Genomic DNA, 15,290 nt, shown 5'->3' with positions numbered 1-15,290 from the left:
TAGACAGGGCCGGGCCCCGCTCTCCGCCGAGCGGCGGGGCCCGGCCGCGCGGGCCGGATCCCCGAGGAACCCCGCTCCCCCAACCGAAGGAACGCACCGCCATGAAATGGAAGACACGAATCGGCGCCGGGGTCACCGCCCTGGCGGCGGTACTGGGCGTCGTCGTCAGCGTGCCCGCGGCCACCGCCGCGCCCGCCTCGACGCTCGCCGCGCCGGACATCTCCCTGGCCAACATCAAGACGCATCTCAACCAGCTGCAGACCATCGCCCGCAACAACGGCGGCACGCGTTCGCCGCGCGGCGGCGGTTACGCGGCGTCGGTGTCCTATGTGGAAGGCCTGCTCAAGAACGCCGGCTACACCACGAAACGGCAGACCTGCACGAACTGCACCGGACGGTCGCAGAACCTGATCGCCGAATGGCCGCAGGGCGACGCGAACCAGGTCCTCATGCTCGGCGCGCACCTCGACTCGGTGAGCGCGGGCCCCGGCATCAACGACAACGGTTCCGGCAGCGCGTCGATCCTCGAGGTCGCGCTGACGCTGGCCCGCACCAACCCGGCGATGGCCAAGCGCGTCCGGTTCGCGTGGTGGGCCGACGAGGAGTCCGGCATGGTCGGCTCGCGGTACTACGTCAGCACGCTGTCGAGCACCGAGCGCGCGAAAATCAAGACCTACCTCAACTTCGACATGATCGGCTCGAAGAACTGGGGCTACTTCGTCTACGACGACGTCGCGTCGGTCAAGGCCGTCTTCGACGAGTACTTCGCCTCCGTCGGCATCGAGACCGAGGGAGACACCGAGGGCGACGGCCGGTCCGACCACGCGTCGTTCAAGCGCGCCGGGATCCCGGTCGGCGGCCTCGCGACCGGCGCGGGCGACATCAAGAGCTACGAGCAGGCGCAGAAGTGGGGCGGCACGGCGGGCGCAGCGTTCGACAACTGCTACCACCGAGCGTGCGACACGACCTCGAACATCCCGGACACGCCGCTGGAGAAGAACTCCGACGCCATCGGATACGCGGTGTGGAAGCTGGCTGTCGCCAATCCGGTCGCAGCGGCTCATCGCTGAACCTGAGAGGCAGAGCTGGGCAGCTGCTCCGGGTCGTCGCCGTGCGAACGGCGGCGATCCGGAGCACCGGCCTGTCCGGCGTCGGGCTTGCCGACCAGGATCGGCTCGATCAGGAACGGCCGGTATCCGGCGATCTCGGGCAGGTCGAAATGCTCGAACGCGTTTCCCGGCACATGCCATCGGATGACGCGGCGGGTCGACGCGTGGTGCGGCTGGGAGAACACCAGCGTGTCGGGAGTTTCCCAGATCGGTGCGGTCGGAACGGTTTCGCCCAGATCGCAGCCCTCGGGCAGCGATTGCGCGGTGACCGTCCCGGTGGACAGATCAAGCAACTCCACGGCGGGCGGCTGGTACCGGAACGAATACATCCGCGCGCCGCCCGGCACGAAGCGCCAGCGATGGGGATCCGGCACCTCATGATGCTCCCCGTGCACCGTGAACGCCGCCATTCCCCCGGCTTCCTCGCGCAACTGGGCTCCGGACAACGGGTCGAGCCGATGCAGTGGCGAGGCGAGGTCGACAGGTTCGTCGCCCGGAGTCCAGCGGGAAGCGGTGAACGTCCCGTCTCCCAACCTGGTGGCGAAGTAGACAGCGCCGTCGTGGATGCCCAGGACGTTTCGGGTCAGCTCGTCCGCCTTTGGCAGGCTCCACGTCTTTTCCGTCGCCACGTCGTACAAATGCACCTGGTCCCACGTTTTTCGGCCGACGTGCGTCTGCACACCGGCCAAATACCGCCCGTCAGCGCTGCGGACCGGCACGAACCCCAAGTCCACCGGCAGCTGGCTGGCGGCCCCGGACCAGTCGATGAGTTGTCCTTGCTCAGCGGACGCGGCGACGTAAACACCTGCCAGAGTCTCGAATGCGCGATAGCGGTAGTCGCTCGCGACCCGGGCGAGGACCACAGGCTCTCCCGCACGCCACACGACAACCGTGCCGTCGCCGGAAACGAACCCCGCTTTCGGCGGAGCACCGGGCGCAGTTTCGGTTTCCTTCCCGCGAACGGTCTCCACACGCTGAGGTACCGGCTCGATCCGCGGCGGCCGCCGGGGAAGGGCTGTGACGGCATCGTTTTCCCGGCGGATCAGCTTGTCGCTGACCGAATACTCCAGCAATGGCTCGACTATTTCCTCCGGGACCGCCAGCAGGGCAGCCAAATCCTCGACGCGCGCCGGATTCGACCAGGCCGCGATGCTGACGACGTCGGCCGCGAGCCAGGCGTACGCCGCACGGACCGCGGCAGCATCCATCCGGGCCGCCAGGTCGGCCGGGAGGTCGAGCACTTCCGTGGCACGCCGCGGATTTCCCGCCGAGTAACCGCCGGTGCCGTCCTCCACAAGCAGCCCCGCAGCGAGCAGCAACGGAACCGCGTCCCGTCGCGCACGCGGAGGCTCGACACCCAACTGGGCGCACACGCTCTCCGACGGTTGCTCTTCGCCGGGCAACGGTTCGTCCAGCCAATTGTCCGGGCGCTGCATGCCGACAAGCGTGAAATACCACGACACTTCGATGATGTGGTACCCGAGCACCTGCTGCCAGCCGGGGTCTTCCCGGTGAACCGCCGGACGCGTGCGTTTGAGCCAGCGCGGTGGTTCCGCCTCGTCCGGCACCGGCCAGAACTGGAACAGCCAGACGTCGCCCTCCTCCCCGGGTTCCGCCGTTTTCCGGCACATCCGGACGCGGAAAAGCCCTTTCGCTCCCAGATCCAGTTCCTCGCCCCAGGTCCCGCCTGTCAGTGATCCCAGGCTCACGACCCCCGACGGGCTGTGGAAGGGCGACTCGACGATCTCTTCCCAGTTTTCGAGGCGCAGTTCCGGCGGGCTGTCGTGCGCCTCGCAGCGAACGGCCTGCCAGGGATCGCCGGCCGTGCCGTGCAGCCAACCGTCGCCTGCCGTCGCCACCGTGCCGGACAAGGCCTCCGTCGCGTTTTCGCCGAGCAGTTCGTTGTCCAGCGCGGGCAGACTTTCGTTGCGGGGTATGTCTCGAAGCACGATGGTGCCGTAGTCGGGCAGGTACTCGTCTTCCTCGCAGAACCTCAGAAGCGTCATGTGGGGCACGGTATCGGCGGGCACCGACAATTTCGGCGGCATGGGGTTTCGCTCGCGGCGGCGCTACCCGATCGAGGGCTGTGCCAAGAGGGACGGTGGTGGGGATCCGGGGTGGCCAGGTGTGCTGCTGTTTACGCCATTCGTCGGGAAGGATGGAGTAGAGAACGGAATCCCGCCAAAATCCGTTCGTGAACACGTGATCGCGCAGGACACCCTCGCGGACGAACCCCAGTCGTTCTGCCACTTTCTGTGAGGCTGTGTTGTCGGGGCCGATGGCCGCGGTCACCCGGTGGAGGGCAAGCGGGCCGAACGCGAACCCGAGCACGCTCCGCACCGCGTCGGACGCGTAGCCGTTGCCCCAGTGTTCGGCTGCGACGGCGTAACCGAGTTTCGCTGCCCGCGCACCGGTCAGGCCGAGGCGGCAGAATCCGATCAGACGATCGTCGCCGAGCCGGGTCATGGCCAGGTAATACTCGTTGCGCGGCTGAACTTTCGCCCGCTCGACGGCGTCGTCGATCATCGATTGAGCGGCGGTTCTGCTCCGGCTGTCGAACGACAAGAACCGGGTCACCCGGTCGTCGCCGACGATCGCGAACGCGTCCGCGCCGTCGGACGAACGGAACTCCCGCAGCCGCGTCAGGCGTCCGGCAAGGGTCACTGAGGCACTTGCTTCGCCCGGATGGTCGGTGGTCACTGAGGGAAAGCCAATCGTCGCGGGGCAGGAATCTCCTTCGAGTCTGCCATCTCGGCAGCGACGCGGCATTCGAGAGCAGCCCCCCTGTCACCCCAGCCGAGGAAACAGCGCGCGGGCGTTCCCGCAGTCGATCGCCAAAGACTGCTCAGCAGTCAACCCGCTCTCCGCGTCCAGCATCTCAGTGAAGCGACCCCCTACTTCCGCTGGCGCATAAGGAAAGTCACTGCCATACAAAATCCGCCCAGGCTCAGCGAACCGGGTCAGCGCACCGAAAGCGTACTCCCCCGACGACAACGCCGTGTCCCAATAGAAACTGCGGAACCGGGCCAGAAACTCCTCCGCGGTCGGCCCGGCGGGCTCCAGCGCGGCCTGCAGCTGGCAGAACCGCAACGCCGCGAAGGGCACGAATCCGCCCGCGTGCGCAAGGATGATCCGCACGTTCGGGTACCGCTCGGTGATCCCGTGGAACACCATGTGCACCGCGTTGCGGGTGGTGTCGAACGGATAATCCACCAACGGCCCCGGAATCCCGGGCAGCACCGGGACGAGCGGACGCGCGGGATGGACGAAGACCACTGCCCGGTGCCGATCCAGCGCCTCCCACAGCGGCGAGTAACGGTCGTCGCCCAGGTAAGCACCGTCGTAGTTGGACAGGAGCACCACTCCGTCGGCCCCCAGCGCTCCGAAGGCGTGGTCGACTTCCGCCACTGCTCCGTCGACATCCGGCAACGGGAGGGTGGCGAACAATCCGAACCGGTCCGGGCGTTCCCGCACCAGGTCGGCGGTGTATTCGTTGACCCGGCGGGCCGTCTCGCGCCGCGCCGCGCCGGACCAGCCCGCGACGCTCGGGGCGGTGAGCGACAGTACGCTCGTGGCGATGCCGTTGGCGTCCATGAATTTCAGGTGGTCGTCGGGCGTCCACGGCGGCAGCGTCCAGCCGGACGAATCGCCGCCGTGCTGTGCGAGGGCCTCGCCCCAGAACGGAGGGACCAGGTGGGTGTGGACGTCGATGCGTTCGCGGTCGATCATGCCTCCACCGTGCCGCGCGTACACCCGGCGCGGGAGGGGAGGAATCCGATCCCCCTCCCCCGGGATCCTCGGTGATGGCGCGCGACCCGCGGCTCACGCAGCTCGGGGCTTTCCTGCACGCTCGGCGGGACGAGGCCGCGCCGCCGGTCTCCGCCGGACGGGGGCGACGGCAGGTGCCCGGTCTTCGGCGCGGTGAAGTCGCGGCGGCGGCCTTCATCAGCGACGAGTACTACACGAGGATCGAGCAGGGCCGGGTCATGCCGAGCACCGACGTGATCCGTCGCGTTGCTGCCGTCCTCGGGCTCGACGCCGACCAGACGCGGTACGCACTGGACCTCGTCTCCGTCTCCGACGCCCCGCCGGAGAACCCCGAGCCGAGCGATCCGCTGCGCCGCCTCGTCGACCGGATGGGAGACGTGCCCGCGATCCTCGTCGGACCGGCGACGGCGGTCCTGGCCTGGAACGCGGCGGCCGCGCGGCTGCTGACCGATTTCGGCGCGGTCCCGCCGGAGCGCCGCCGGTACGTGCAGATGCTGTTCACCGATCCGCTGTTCCAGAGCCGTTTCCCGGACCTGGAAGCGATGCGGCGCACGGTGATCGGCATCGTGCGCGCGAGCACGCCGGCCGGTCCGCCCGCCGGGGACTGGATCGACGAACTGCTCCGCACGGACCCCGCCTTCGCCGCCCTCTGGGAACGCAACGACGTCGTCCGGCCGCACACCCGCCTCCGGGTGCGCCTCCGTCTCCCGGACGGCGCCGAGGAGACACTGGACCAAGTGGTGCTGCAAGTCCTCGACGATCCCCATCAGCGGCTGATCGCGTTCGTCCCCGCCGAGTAGGGAGCCGTTCCGCCGCCGGGCCCGCGATCGATCCTCTTCGGCACCGCAACGACCGCGTCCCGCAGAAGGTCCGAGTCGTTGCGAATGTTACTCGCATTCATTTTCTCTCCGGTTTCCTCGGCCGCCCGCGATATTTCCCAGAATTCGAGACCGGGATTTCCGGCTTCCGCGTTCCCGCAATTCCGGCCGCGCGACCGCTCGTGCGGAGGTGTCCCCGAACGAGTGGCGCAGCGGCGGTTTCGTTGTGGCGGCGGGCCTCCGCTTGCGATAGTCGGAGCGCCCGATGATCACCGCGCTCGCGTCGAAGAAACGCCCCTCGTTCCCCTTTCTGGAGTGATTATGGTCGGCAGGTCCCTGGAACGTTTTTCCTTTCGCACCTCCGGCCTCGCACCCGGCGAACTCCTCGTGGCCGGCCGGTTCGGCCATCCCCGGAGGGGAGCGGTGCGCTGCCCGGCTGCTCCGCTCCTGGCCGACCACGCCCGCGGGCTCGGCTTTCCGGCCCGGGTCGCCGACGTTTGCGCGGCGGAGGGAGAAAGCGACGCCGTCGTCTGCGCGATGTCGTACCTGGACCAGGACGGCCAGCCGGCCGGGCTCGCCGTAGCGGCCGGAATCGCCGACGTGCCCGGGCGGGCGGCCGCGCGGGAACTGCTCGAGCAGTGGTCGGCAGTCGTGCGCACCAGGCGGCTTCTTGTCGCGGTGTCCGAAATCGGGACGGAACCGGGGCGGGCGGTGGCGTCGGCGGCGGCGCGGGCGCGCAGATTCGCCTTGCGCGGCGACACGGTGCTGGTGGTCGGCTCGCCGGAGCCCGCGGCGGCGGTCGTCGCGAGCGCCCGGCAGGATTCGGTGCGGGCGGCCGTGCTGGACCAGGCGTTGTTGAGCGGGATCGATCCGGACCAGGTCTCGTATGTCGTGGCGCCGGAGACGCCCGCCGAGGACGCCGCCGACGCGGTGAAAGCGTTGCGGCAGCTGTTTCCGCGGTTGCGGGGACCGCATCCCCGCGAGTTCGGTTACGCGGCCTCGGATCGGCGCGAGGCTCTGCGCTCGGTGGCCGCGGCCAGCGACGTGCTGCTGGTCTGCGCTCCGGACGGCGACGAACTGCTCGGATGGGCGCGTGCTGGATCCTGCCCGGCGCACCGGGTCGGGCGGCTCTCGGACGTGCGCGCCGAATGGTTGTCCGGCGCGGCCACCGTCGGCATGGCCGTGGCGAGCCCGGACGGGACGGCGGTCGCCGAAGAGGTGGCGACGGCGTTGTCCGGACTCGGGCCGCTCGCGGCCGTGCGCCGCCGGGTCGTCACCGAATCCCTTGGCAGCGCTGAGGAAATCCGCCTCGGCGTCGGCCGCGGAGCGGAACCGGTTCAGGCCGCCGCGCGGCTGAGCTTGGTCGCCTTGTGCACCACCGAGCGCGCGGCGGAATAGGCGGTGGGCGGCCGCAGGCAAGCCCGGACAGCGGCGTGATGGTGTGACAGAGCGGCGGAGTGGCAGGCGCCCACCGGGGGGCCGCTGCTGCACCGGCCTGGTCGAGATAGGTTTCCGCAGCCCGCAGATGAGCCACCGCGCGGCGATGGTCGTCCACAGCGGCCTCGGCGACGGCGACTTGCCCGGTCAGGAACGCGATTCACCGCGGGAGCCGGGCGACCGCACTGGGCCGAACTGACCGCGGACGGTCTGCTGCGGCTCAGCGGAGGCCCGGACCGCCCGGTGCAGTTCCGGCTGACCTGGCACCGGGCCGAGCGGGTCAGGTGACGAGGCCGCCCGGAGCGGTCAGCGACCAGAGCTCCGTCTCGTCGAGCGGCATCGCGGCGCCGCCGTCGTCGCCCCACCGCGCGCCCTCGTCGCAATCCGCCCACAGCAGCCGGGTTCGCCAATGCAGTGCGGCCTCGTACGTGACGCCCATCGCGCCGTGCAGCTGATGCGCGGTTTGCGCGATCCGCGGGGCCACCGCCGCAGCGACCTCGCGGGCGGTGGCCAGTGCGAAGGCGAGCGCGCGATCTTCGCCGAAAAGGCGCAGCCTCGCCTCGTGCGTGACCGTTTCCAGCTGCCGGAGGTCGACTTTCAGCTGTCCCAGCGTGGTCCGGACGGCGGGGATGGCGGTCAACGGCTTGCCGAACTGGACGCGTTCGGTGACATAGCGGCGAGCTTCGGCGACCGCGCCTTGGGCCGCGCCGAGCATCTCCTGGTGCCGGAGGATTTCGGACAAAGCGGTGAGCCGCAACGGGATCTCCGATGGCAGCACGGGGCTGTACGGCCGGTCCGCGAGATCTCGTCCGGTCTCGGCGGGCGCGCCCTCGGCGACGCTGCCATCCGCGGCGACCAGGACATCCGCGATCGGTGCCCAGATCCCTTGTGCGGCCGGGTGCACACAGATGGCGTCCACTGTGGACACTGTCGCCCGAGCCGCGGCGCGGGCGACGAGAGTCTGGCGGAGCGGGAGCGCGATCCCTCCGCGGCCGAGGGCGGTGACCGCGCCGCAGGCCGCGTCGACGAGGTCCCGGGCATCGTCGGCGCGGAACTCGTCCAGGATGGCGGTCCAGCCGAGCCCGGCGGCGATCCGCCACTGTTCGCGCAGGTCGCCGGGTCGTTCCCAGCTCGCGATCACCTCGCTGACCGAGGCGTCCAGATCGGCTTCCAGTGCAGGTGTGGTCATCAGTTGTCCTTGGCGATCATCGACAGCATGACGGGAGCCGCGCCGCCCCGGAGGCCGGAGGCGGGCGCGGCGGCGAGGGCCTGGTCGTAGAGCGCGCGGACGGCCGGAGCGGCTCGCGGCATGAGCGGCCGCGCCCACTCGATGACGCTCAGCTCGAACTGATGGCCGAGGTACTTGCTCGTCGCGGCCTGAACCACGGGGGAACCCCCGGCGTCGAGCACTCGCGCGGTCTCCAGCACCCAGGCGCGCAGGATCTGCAGTCGCGCGGCCAGCGCACGCAGCTCGCGGCGGGCGGTGTCGTCGGCGAGTCCTGCGGTGAGCACGGCCGACAGCAGCGGATAGGTCGAGAGGAACCGTTCCGCCCCGCCCCGTTCGAACGCGAGCTGCCCGACGACCTGCCGCCAGCCCTCTCCGGCCCGGCCGATCACCCATCGGTCCGGAACGGCCACCTCGTCCAGGACGACCTCGTTGAAATGGTGTTCGCCGCGCAGGTCCCGGATCGGCGAGACGGTGATCCCCGGAGTGTCCGTCGCGACGACGAACTCCGTCAATCCGTCGTGGCGGTCGGCTTCGCGGGAGGTGCGCGCCAGGACGTACAGGTGGCTGGCTCGGTGCGCGCCGCTGGTCCAGATCTTGCGCCCGGTGATGCGCCAGCCGTCGCCGTCCCGGACCGCGGACGTGCGCAGCGAAGCCAGGTCCGAACCGGCGTCCGGTTCGCTCATCCCCAGCGCGAAGGTGCACTCCGCGCGCGCCAGCCGCGGGCAGAATTCCTCCTGCAGCTCAGGGCTGCCGTGCCGGAGCAGGGTCGGGCCGATCTGGCGTTCCCCCACCCAGTGCGCGGCCAGCGGAGCCCCGGCGCGCAGCAGTTCCTCGGTGACGACGAGCCGGTCGACAGCGGTGCCGCCACCACCGCCGAGGCGCTCCGGCCAGGAGACGGCCAGCAGCCCGGCTTCGCCGAGTGCGCGGCTGAAGTCCAGGTCGTACGCGCCCGCCCAGGAATCGCAGCGAGGGGCGAACGGCCGGGCGGCGAGGAACTCCCGGACCCGGCGGCGAAGGTTTTCGGTCATCTGGCTCACTCCCCGAGGTAGTGCGGCGGACGCTTGCCGACGAACGCCGCGAGCGCTTCGGCGGAGTCGGCGGTCGCCTGGACGACGGCTTGGTGCGAGGCGATCAGGTCCAGCGACGTGCGCAGGTCCGCGTGCTCGCCCGCCTGGACCGCGCGTTTGATCAGCTCGACGGCGACCGGCGGCCGCGCCGCCAGCGTCCCGGCGAATTCCCGGGCCCGCGCCGCCAACTGGTCGTGCGGGCAGGTCTCGTCCGCCAGTCCCCAGGCCAGCGCCTGCTCCGCGTCGACGAACTCGCCGGTCCACAGCAGCCGCAGCGCTCGCGACCGGCCCACGATCCTCGGCAGGTAATGGCAGCCGCCGTCGCCGGGCACGAGGCCGACCCGCACGTACCCTTCGGAAAACCGCGCGCGTTCGGAGGCGATCCGGTAATCGCACATCAGGGCCATGTCCATGCCCGCGCCGACCGCCGCCCCGTTGACGGCGGCGATCAGCGGTTTGGCGAGATCCTCGGCGGCTTTGGCCACCGGGTGCACGTGCTCGGTCATCAGCCGCCTGCTGCCCAGCGGGGTCCGGGCCTGGGCAAGGTCGCCGAGGTCGGCGCCCGCGCAGAAAGCGTCCCCGGTGCCGGTGACGACGACGGCGCGAACCTGGTCGTCCGTTTGGAAAGCGCGGTACGCCTCGGCCCAAGCACGCAGCATGTCGCCGGTGAAGGCGTTCTTCTGCCGCGGCCGGTCCAGGACGATCCAGCCGATGTGGTCTTCGACGCGGACATCGAGACCGGGTGGGGAAATCATCGCGTCTCCTTTCTGATGGCGAAACGGGTTGCCGCCCAGGCCGGGCTTCGGCGTTCGAGGAAGGAGGCGATCCCTTCCCGTGCCTCGACGCCCTCTCCGAGCCGCGCGGCGAGGGCAGCCAGTTCGTCCGCGTGAGCGTCGAAGAATTGCCGCGTTGCCGTCGTGGTCAGGTGTTTGGCGGCGGCGAGTGCCCCGGGTGCGGCCGAGCGCAGTCCGGCGAGCACCGGTTCGAGCGCCTCGTCGACGTCGTCCGCGGCCAGCGTGATCAGTCCGATCCGAGCGGCCTCGGCGGGGTCGAAGCGTTCTCCGGTGAGGTAGTAGCGAGAGGCGGCCCGCGAATCCACGCGCGGGAGCACGGCGGCCGACAGGACAGCCGGGGCGAGCCCGAGGCGGACCTCGGTGAACGCGAAGCTCGCGGCGGGGCCCGCGACGACGATGTCGCACGCGCCGAGCAGCCCGATCCCTCCCGCCCTGGCATGTCCGGTCACGCGAGCGACCACGGGTTTCGGCATCTCGACGACCCTGCGCAGCAGGTTCGCCAGCTGCTCGGCGGCGAGACCCGTACCCGCGCGAGCTTCGGCCAGGTCGACTCCCGAGCAGAACGTCTCGCCGGTGTGCGTGAGCAGCACCGCGCGGACGGCCCGGTCCTCGGCGGCTCGGCTCAGCTGCGCGGCGAGTTCGCCGGCCAGCCGGACCGACAGAGCGTTGCGGTTGTGCGGCGAGTCGAGGACGAGGGTGGCGATTCCGTCTTCATCGGTGCGCCTCATGCGGCACTGACGCTTTTCCGGGAGAGCACGGGCAGCCGCTGCTGATCTCGCTCCGGATTGATCAGCACCGCGCCCACGACGGCTCCTGCCAGCAGCAGCGCGCCGCACACCCCGAACCCCGCCGCGTACCCGTTTTCCGCGGTGAGGAAGCCGCCCATCACCAGCGGCGCGAAGACCCCCGCCGAAGTGGCGACAGCGGTCGTCGCGGCGGTCACGGCGAGCCGGCGCTCCGGCGGAACCAGCTCCCCGATCAGCAGCCACACCATCGGATAGAACGCGCTCGGCAGCCCGAACGCGATCGTGATCAGCACGATCGCCGTGACCTTTTCCGTGTGCGGGAAGAGAATCATCGCGGCGCCGGAGATCGCGAGCAGCGCCGTCCCGGGCAGGCAGTACGCCCGGCGGCTGCCCGCTCCCCCGCGCCGGAACCGCGTGGAAACCGCCCCCATCACCACGATCACGACGGTCGCGAACAGCGACGGCAACGCGGAGAGAGTGCCTGCCTGCTGAGGTCCGATCCCGAGCCCGGCGGACAGGTAACGAGGCAGGAAGCCCAACGCGGTGGCGGTCGCCCAGAACGCGACGAAACCGGTGAGGATCGCGCCGAGCACCGTCCCGGAGCGGAAGAACACGCGGTACGGCACCGGTTCGCGGCTCGCGCCAGCCGGCGGGGCGGATTTGGCGTACGGGCCGTCGTTCGCGAACAGCAGCCACGCCCCCGCCCACAGCACGGAAAGCGCGAACAGCACGCCGAACGCGGTCCGGTAGCCGAAATCCGCGATGATCCAGCTGAGCAGCGGCGCGCTCGCCACGACGCCGAGCGTCGGTCCAATGTGGACCAACGCGTTGGGCAGCGCGCGGTCGCGCGTGGGGAACCAGCCGTAGACAGTGTGCGTCGCCGCGGGCACCGCGGGCCCTTCCGCCGCGCCGAGCGCGATCCGCGACGCGACCAGGGCGCCGAAGCCAAGCCCGGCGGCCATGGGCAGCGCGGTCAGTCCCCAGACGAGGGCGAGCACCACCATGACCCGCGTAGTGCGGCGTTTCGCCGCGGCGAACCCGACGACGATGCCGGAAACGCTGAACAGGAAATAGAAACTGGACTGGACGAAGGCGTACTGCTCCTCGCCGAGGCCGAGGTCCTTCATGACCGGCTCGGCGGCGAGGCCGACGACTGTCTTGTCCGCGTAGTTGATCAGCAGGAACAGCAGCACGAGAGCGGTGACGGTCCACGCCCTTCCGGGACGCGGGGCGAGGGGTTCGGGCGGCGCCATGGGTTCTCCTCGGGACGACGACGTTGTCGTGGGGACGGGCTCGGATCAGCCGAGGCGGGCTGGGTCGAAACCGGCTTCGGCCAGCACTTCGGCGGTGTCCGCGCCGACCGCGGGGAAATGCCGGTAGATCCCCGGCGGCGTGCGGGAGTAGCGCACCGGCGGGGCCACGAGGCGGCAGGCGCCCTCGGTCGGGTGCTGGACGGTCCGGACGAGACCGCCCTGCCGGGCGTAGTCGCTCTCGGCCGCTTCCTGGAGGCTGTACACGGGATGCGCGGGGATGCTGACGCGGTCGCAGAACTCCTGCCACTGGGCGGAAGTGAACTGCGGGGTCAGCTCGCGGACCCGCTCGTACAGTTCGTCCGCGTGCGCGACCCGGGCCGGCATGCTCGCGAAGCGCGGGTCGGCGGAAAGCTCGGGACGGCCCGCCCGGGCGAAGAAATCGCGCCAGTTGCGGTCGTTGTACGGCAGGATGCACATCCACCCGTCCGCCGTGCGGCACGCCCGGCGCTGTTTGCTCAGGACGCGCGGGTAGCCGTAACCGGGCTCCTCCGGCGGTTCCAGCGAGGCTCCGGCGAGGTGCTCCACGAGGGTGAACGCGATCATCGTGTCGGCCATCGGGACCTCGACGTGCTGGCCCTCGCCGGTGCGGTCGCGATGGCGCAGCGCGGCCAGCACGGACTGGACGATGAACAGGCCGCACACCTTGTCCGCCAGCACCGTCGGCACGTAGCAGGCCTCGCCGGTGACCTGCTCGTTCAGCCAGACCAGACCGGAGGCGGCCTGGAGGATGTCGTCGTAGGCGGCGTTGTCGCCGAGTGCGGAATCGCTCCGGAAACCCTGCGCGTTCACGTAGACGAGCCCCGGGTGCCCGTCCGCCAGGTCGTCGTACGCCAGCCCGAGCCTGGCCAGCGCGCCCGGCCGGATGTTGGTGATGAACGCGTCCGCGGTCGCCAGCAGCGCGAGCAGCGCGTCGCGCCCCGTCCCGGTCTTCAGGTCGAGGCACACGCTGCGCTTGTTGCGATTGAAGTTCAGCGCCGCGCCCGCCATCCCGGGGTGCCGGCGCGGCTCGAAGTGCCGGGTCGGATCCCCGCCAGGAGCCTCGACCTTCACGACGTCCGCGCCGAGGTCGGCCAGTTGCGCGCCCGCGTACGGGCCCATGATCACGGTGGCCAGTTCGACCACCCGCACCCCGGTCAGCGGGCCTCGCGGCTTCCCGTCCACCTCGCCAGGCGACATCGCCCGCACCTCCTGTTTTCTCGGCAGCTGTGCCCAGTCAAAAGGAGGTCATTGATCTACCGCCAATACTTCTTGGCCGCTGATCCATATGCTGTGGGATATGGATCTGACGACTCGCCTGCTGGAGCAGTTCGTCGTGCTGGCCGAGGAGGAGCACTTCGGCCGGGCCGCCGCGCGGCTTTCGATCAGCCAGCCGCCGCTGAGCCAGGCGATCCAGCGCCTCGAACGCGGCCTCGGCGTGCGGCTGCTGGACCGCAGCACCCGCGCCGTGCGGCTGACCGCGGCCGGCTCCGCGTTCGCCCGCGACGCCCGGCACCTGCTCGAGGCGCAGCAAGCCGCCGTCGGCCGCGCGCAGCGGATCGCGAGCGGCACCGAGGGCGAACTGCACCTCGGCTTCATCAGCGGCATCTCCTACACGTTTCTGCCGCGCGTGCTCCGGCTGACCCGGGACCGCTTTCCCGGGCTGCGCCTGCACCTGCACCAGAACACCTCGGCCGAACTCGCGTCGATGGTCCGCTCCGGCAGGCTCGACCTCGCTTTCGTGCGCGGCCCGCTCGCCGACCCCGACGGACTCGACCTGCGCACGGTGGCGACCGAACGGCTCGCCGTCGCGCTGCCCGCCGGACATCCGCTCGCCGAGCGGGCGACCCTGCGACTGGCCGACCTCGCCCGGGAGAACTTCTCGCTGCCCTCGCTGACCGCGTTGGCCGGGCTCGCCGAACAGGTCGCCGCCGCCTGCCGCGCCGCGGGTTTCGCCCCGCGGGACGGAGCCCGTGCGGACAGCCTTCCCGGCCTGATCAGCCATGTCGCGGCGGGGAACTGCGTGTGCCTGGTGCCCGAGCAGATGCCCGCCGGCGCGCTGCCCGGGGTGGTGTTCCGGACGTTGGACCAAGAGGACTCAGCCGACAATCTGGCCCTGACCGTCGTCGCGGCTGTCCGTGCGGGACAACGGGATCCGGCGGTGGAACGGGTCGTGGCTCTGGTGCGGTCCGGCTGACCGCCCGGCGCTCAGAACAGCGTCGCGGGTTCCACCGGTTCCGGCTCGGGCAACGCGTCCAGACCAGGCGCCAACGCGCGCACGTCCTCGTGGAACCGGCGGGCGAGCGCCGGTGCTTCGTCGTTGTCGGGAGTGTGCAGGAACACCGTCGGCGAACGACCTTCGCGCACCCAGTCCGCGACCACCTCGGCCCACGGCCGCCACCCCTCGACGGTCTCCTCCACCGAATCGCGGCCCAGGTAGCGGACGATCGGCCGGCCGGTCAGCGCCCGCGTCCGGCGCGGCAGCCGCGGTTTCTTGGCCCAGGCGTCCTGCTCGGCCTCGCTGGCCGGCGGACGCTGGAAAAAGACCGTGGTGTCGAACGGCACCCACTCGGCGTCCGCGGTCGCGAGCGTCTCTTCCAGCAACGACGTCGCGCGGGCATCGGTGAAAAACTCGGGGTGGCGAACCTCCACCGCGCGCTGCCGGTCGGCGGGCAGACGCCGCAGAAAGCGGCCGAGGACGTCGACGTCCGAAGGGCCGAACGAACTAGGCACCTGGGTCCACAGCACGGCCCGCTCGCCGAGGGGTTCGAGCGCGTCCAGGAACGCCCGCATCTCGGTCTCGACCCCGGCGAACCGCCGCTCGTGCGTCACGGTCTTGGGCACCTTGACCACGAACCGGAAATCGGGGCCGGTCTGCTGCGCCCACGTCTCGACGGTGTTCCGGGCCGGGGTCGCGTAGAAAGTGGTGTTGCCTTCGACCGCGTTGCACCAGCCGGCGTAGGCCCGCAGGCGCTCCTTCGCCGGCAGCGACTGCGGCAGGAACCGCCCCGGCCACGCCTTGTGCGTCCACATC

14 protein-coding genes and 1 pseudogene are annotated in these 15,290 nt (G+C 70.7%); 5 read left to right on the top strand and 10 right to left on the bottom strand.

From position 1 onward, the window contains the following. Positions 1-101: 101 nt before the first annotated feature. A complete protein-coding gene (locus ACWGIC_RS33990; protein WP_452080013.1) occupies positions 102-1,070 on the top strand; it encodes a M28 family metallopeptidase in 969 nt (322 codons plus the stop codon). On the opposite strand, the gene ACWGIC_RS33985 is transcribed toward ACWGIC_RS33990, so the two are convergent. Further along, complete coding sequence (locus ACWGIC_RS33985) at positions 1,061-3,115, bottom strand: hypothetical protein (RefSeq protein WP_452080012.1); 2,055 nt, start codon at positions 3,113-3,115, stop codon at positions 1,061-1,063. The two genes, ACWGIC_RS33990 and ACWGIC_RS33985, sit on opposite strands and share 10 nt — an antisense overlap. Here ACWGIC_RS33985 and ACWGIC_RS33980 point away from each other — a divergent pair. After that, entirely contained in the window at positions 3,114-3,368 is a 255-nt protein-coding gene (locus ACWGIC_RS33980; protein ID WP_452080011.1) for a hypothetical protein, read from the top strand. The two genes, ACWGIC_RS33985 and ACWGIC_RS33980, sit on opposite strands and share 2 nt — an antisense overlap. A 27-nt stretch (positions 3,369-3,395) precedes the next feature. Here ACWGIC_RS33980 and ACWGIC_RS33975 read toward each other — a convergent pair. Together ACWGIC_RS33975 and ACWGIC_RS33970 are read right to left on the bottom strand one after the other, a co-directional pair. After that, a pseudogene (locus ACWGIC_RS33975) lies at positions 3,396-3,878 on the bottom strand (GNAT family N-acetyltransferase); the annotation flags it as partial. Positions 3,879-3,896: 18 nt separating this feature from the next. Continuing rightward, a complete protein-coding gene (locus tag ACWGIC_RS33970; protein WP_452080010.1) occupies positions 3,897-4,838 on the bottom strand; it encodes an amidohydrolase family protein in 942 nt (313 codons plus the stop codon). A gap of 74 nt (positions 4,839-4,912) precedes the next feature. On the opposite strand from ACWGIC_RS33970, the gene ACWGIC_RS33965 reads away from it, so the two are divergent. After that, positions 4,913-5,677, top strand: a complete 765-nt coding sequence (locus ACWGIC_RS33965; protein WP_452080009.1) for a helix-turn-helix domain-containing protein — start codon at positions 4,913-4,915, stop codon at positions 5,675-5,677. A 339-nt stretch (positions 5,678-6,016) separates the two neighbouring features. Beyond that, positions 6,017-7,093 (top strand): hypothetical protein, encoded by a 1,077-nt coding sequence (locus ACWGIC_RS33960; RefSeq protein ID WP_452080008.1) that lies wholly within the window; start codon positions 6,017-6,019, stop codon positions 7,091-7,093. 319 nt (positions 7,094-7,412) lie between these two features. Here ACWGIC_RS33960 and ACWGIC_RS33955 read toward each other — a convergent pair whose 3' ends face one another. The 6 genes from ACWGIC_RS33955 to ACWGIC_RS33930 are packed head-to-tail and all read right to left on the bottom strand — an operon-like array spanning position 7,413 to position 13,456. Beyond that, the gene (locus tag ACWGIC_RS33955; protein WP_452080007.1) at positions 7,413-8,321 is read right to left on the bottom strand and encodes an acyl-CoA dehydrogenase family protein; all 909 of its coding nucleotides are present in this window, start codon (positions 8,319-8,321) and stop codon (positions 7,413-7,415) included. After that, positions 8,321-9,388: an acyl-CoA dehydrogenase family protein gene (locus ACWGIC_RS33950; protein ID WP_452080006.1), complete on the bottom strand. Its 1,068-nt coding sequence runs from the start codon at positions 9,386-9,388 to the stop codon at positions 8,321-8,323. Before ACWGIC_RS33950 ends, ACWGIC_RS33955 begins: the two co-directional genes overlap by 1 nt. A gap of 5 nt (positions 9,389-9,393) precedes the next feature. After that, a complete protein-coding gene (locus ACWGIC_RS33945; RefSeq protein ID WP_452080005.1) occupies positions 9,394-10,182 on the bottom strand; it encodes an enoyl-CoA hydratase/isomerase family protein in 789 nt (262 codons plus the stop codon). After that, the gene (locus ACWGIC_RS33940) at positions 10,179-10,949 is read right to left on the bottom strand and encodes an enoyl-CoA hydratase family protein (RefSeq protein WP_452080004.1); all 771 of its coding nucleotides are present in this window, start codon (positions 10,947-10,949) and stop codon (positions 10,179-10,181) included. Before ACWGIC_RS33940 ends, ACWGIC_RS33945 begins: the two co-directional genes overlap by 4 nt. Next, positions 10,946-12,220 carry an MFS transporter gene (locus tag ACWGIC_RS33935; protein ID WP_452080003.1) on the bottom strand — a complete coding sequence of 425 codons (1,275 nt, stop codon included), beginning with the start codon at positions 12,218-12,220 and terminating at the stop codon, positions 10,946-10,948. The genes ACWGIC_RS33940 and ACWGIC_RS33935 overlap by 4 nt, the downstream gene beginning before the upstream one ends. Positions 12,221-12,265: 45 nt before the next feature. Beyond that, complete coding sequence (locus ACWGIC_RS33930) at positions 12,266-13,456, bottom strand: CaiB/BaiF CoA transferase family protein (protein WP_452080002.1); 1,191 nt, start codon at positions 13,454-13,456, stop codon at positions 12,266-12,268. Positions 13,457-13,556: 100 nt separating this feature from the next. Between ACWGIC_RS33930 and ACWGIC_RS33925 the strand changes: the two genes are divergently transcribed. Further along, a complete protein-coding gene (locus ACWGIC_RS33925; RefSeq protein WP_452080001.1) occupies positions 13,557-14,453 on the top strand; it encodes a LysR family transcriptional regulator in 897 nt (298 codons plus the stop codon). A gap of 11 nt (positions 14,454-14,464) precedes the next feature. On the opposite strand, the gene ACWGIC_RS33920 is transcribed toward ACWGIC_RS33925, so the two are convergent. After that, positions 14,465-15,289: a DUF72 domain-containing protein gene (locus ACWGIC_RS33920; protein ID WP_452080014.1), complete on the bottom strand. Its 825-nt coding sequence runs from the start codon at positions 15,287-15,289 to the stop codon at positions 14,465-14,467. Position 15,290: the final 1 nt, after the last annotated feature.

It is taken from the genome of Amycolatopsis sp. NPDC054798 (assembly GCF_053611505.1).
This window is presented reverse-complemented; position numbering and strand designations above follow the sequence as displayed.